The sequence below is a fragment of the Micromonospora endophytica genome, assembly GCF_003236305.1.
In the GTDB taxonomy this organism is placed as follows: domain Bacteria; phylum Actinomycetota; class Actinomycetes; order Mycobacteriales; family Micromonosporaceae; genus Micromonospora; species Micromonospora endophytica.
Genome location: NZ_POTX01000431.1, coordinates 1 through 2,379 on the forward strand (window position 1 = coordinate 1; position 2,379 = coordinate 2,379).

3 protein-coding genes are annotated in these 2,379 nt (G+C 71.7%); 2 read left to right on the top strand and 1 reads right to left on the bottom strand.

Annotation, left to right across the window (positions count from 1 at the left end; all coding sequences use genetic code 11):
• Positions 1-57: 57 nt before the first annotated feature.
• Both C1I93_RS30155 and C1I93_RS30160 read left to right on the top strand, forming a co-directional pair.
• On the top strand, positions 58-837 hold the full coding sequence (locus C1I93_RS30155; protein WP_111246631.1) for an HAD-IIA family hydrolase: 780 nt from the start codon (positions 58-60) through the stop codon (positions 835-837).
• Between the two features lie 186 nt (positions 838-1,023).
• Positions 1,024-1,248, top strand: coding sequence for a hypothetical protein (locus C1I93_RS30160; RefSeq protein ID WP_111246629.1), 225 nt, complete (start codon positions 1,024-1,026; stop codon positions 1,246-1,248).
• Positions 1,249-1,522: 274 nt separating this feature from the next.
• On the opposite strand, the gene C1I93_RS30165 is transcribed toward C1I93_RS30160, so the two are convergent.
• Positions 1,523-2,317, bottom strand: a complete 795-nt coding sequence (locus C1I93_RS30165) for an Rv1486c family protein (RefSeq protein WP_111246630.1) — start codon at positions 2,315-2,317, stop codon at positions 1,523-1,525.
• Positions 2,318-2,379: the final 62 nt, after the last annotated feature.

The following is a 2,379-nucleotide window of genomic DNA, read 5'->3' on the forward strand; positions in this document are numbered from 1 at the left end:
GTCCTGACCCCCCCCGCACCCGCTCCGGCGCACCCGACACCCCAGGGAATGACGATCATGCAGGACCGTAAGCCCGTCGAGAGTTGGCTCACCGACATGGACGGCGTGCTGGTGCACGAGGGCCAGCCGGTGCCGGGTGCCCCGGAGTTCATCAAGCGGCTGCGCGCCTCCGGCAAGCCGTTCCTGGTGCTCACCAACAACTCGATCTACACCCCGCGTGACCTCCAGGCCCGCCTGGCCCGGATGGGTCTGGACGTGCCGGAGCAGGCGATCTGGTCGTCCGCCCTGGCCACCGCCCAGTTCCTGGCCGATCAGCGGCCGGGCGGCACGGCGTACGTGATCGGAGAGGCCGGGCTGACCACGGCCCTGCACGCGGTGGGTTACGTGCTCAGCGACTTCGCGCCCGACTACGTGGTGCTGGGGGAGACCCGGACCTACAGCTTCGAGGCGATCACCAAGGCGATCCGGCTGATCAACGACGGGGCCCGGTTCATCTGCACCAACCCGGACGCCACCGGGCCGTCGGTGGAGGGCGCGCTGCCCGCCGCCGGTTCGGTGGCCGCGATGATCTCGAAGGCGACCGGGGTGGAGCCGTACTTCGTCGGCAAGCCCAACCCGATGATGATGCGTTCGGCGCTGAACACCATCGACGCGCACTCCGAGAGCACGGCGATGATCGGTGACCGGATGGACACCGACATCCTCTGTGGGCTGGAGGCCGGGCTGGAGACCATCCTGGTGCTCACCGGCATCAGCACCCGGGCCGAGGCCGAACGCTACCCGTACCGCCCGTCGCGCATCGTCAACTCCGTGGCCGACCTGATCGACGAGATCTGACCCGAGGGCCGCCGCGCCGACCCAGCTGACCCCGTCGGGCCGATCAGGCCATCCCCGGCCAGGTCGACGCTGCTGTCGGCGCCCAGCAGGACCAGCGTTGGTGCTCATCCGGCCGAGCAGGGTCACCCTTGTCGCCTCGCTGAGCTGACTGTCGTACGCCAGGGTGTGCGCCACCGAGACCATGGCGTGCGGAAGGACCTGACCCGGCGCATCATCCTCGACGCCGCCCTGGCCGAGTTCCTGGCGCACGGTCACGTGGCCGCCGGGATGGAGCCGATTGCCGCCCGTGGCCAGGAGTCCAAGGTGACGGTGTACGCGTACGTCACCGACAGACGCGGCCATCACCCGGCTCACCGAGCGGGGCCTGCTGCGCACCACCGATCCTTCCCAACCGCGCACACTCCCACCTGAGCCCACCTCCCGCGTGATCCACACAGTTTCGGGGAAGTTGCTGCCTCCGACGCAGGTTGACCCAGCAACTTCCCCGAAACTGTGCGACCTACCAGGCCCTGGGCGCTGCCATCAGCGGTTGAGTCCGCCGCGCGAGGGCCGAGATCGTCCATGATGTTCAACCGCGGAGGCAGTGGACGCGCGATCCTGCATTTCCGGTTGGGACAAACGTTGCACAAGCCGCGTTCCCGCGACCAGAAGCGCATGATCGCGGAGACGGGGAGGAGAAGGCCCCTCAGGGGCGGAGCGGGGCGTTGCAGGCGGCGACGAGGGCTTGGCGGCAGGCGGCGGTCAGCGGGCGTAGCGCGGCGTCGCGCTGCTGGGCCTCGTAGTTGTTGATCGCGCCACCGGGTGCGGCGTGCCCGGCGAGGGCGAGCACCCGGTCGAGCACCGCGGCGCGGGCGAAGAGTCGGCGGGCCCGCGGGTCGAAGCCGGGCGGCAGGTCGGTGGCGCCGTCCGGGCGGCGCAGCGCCTCCAGGGCGCCGGCCAACTCGGGCCGCCACTGCGCCACGTCGAGTCGGGTGAGCGCGGCGGTGGTGTCGGCCAGCGCGGCGGCCAGCTCCGCCTCCGCCTCGGCGGCACCGGGCAGGGCGAGGGACGCGGCCGAGGCGTTGGGCGGCAGTGGATAGAACCGCCAGAGGACCGTCTCGAAGGTGTCCCCGGAGCCCGAGGTGTGCACGCGTACCTCGGGAATCAACCCCAGCGCGCCGGCGATCACCGCCTCGCCGGCGAGCAGCGCGGCACCGGCGAAATCTCCGGGGCCGGGCAGGCCGCGGGGGTCGCCCGGGGCGGGGAGCACCAGCCGGATCTCGTCGGGCGAGAGTTTGGAGAGGGTGGGCAGGGCCGTCCGTAGCGGCACGTCCGTCCAGGTGCCGGGCGCGTCGGCGACCAGGTGCTCCTCGTCGCCGGCGACCGCGTCGGCGACCTCGTCGAAAGGCACCAGACCGGCGCGCCACGCGCGCACCCAGGCAACGAACCGGCTCGACCGGCGCGGCACGAGGATGGCCGCACCCGCAGCGGGGGTGGACATGCCGAAAGAGTACGTGCTGACGCCCGTCCGTGTCTCGGCTGCCGCGTCCCCACCTGTCTCTT

Coding starts and splice junctions, on each gene's coding strand:
- C1I93_RS30165 (WP_111246630.1), bottom strand. CDS start 2,317: ATGTCCACCCCCGCTGCGGGTGCGGCCATCCTCGTGCCGCGCCGGTCG.
- C1I93_RS30155 (WP_111246631.1), top strand. CDS start 58: ATGCAGGACCGTAAGCCCGTCGAGAGTTGGCTCACCGACATGGACGGC.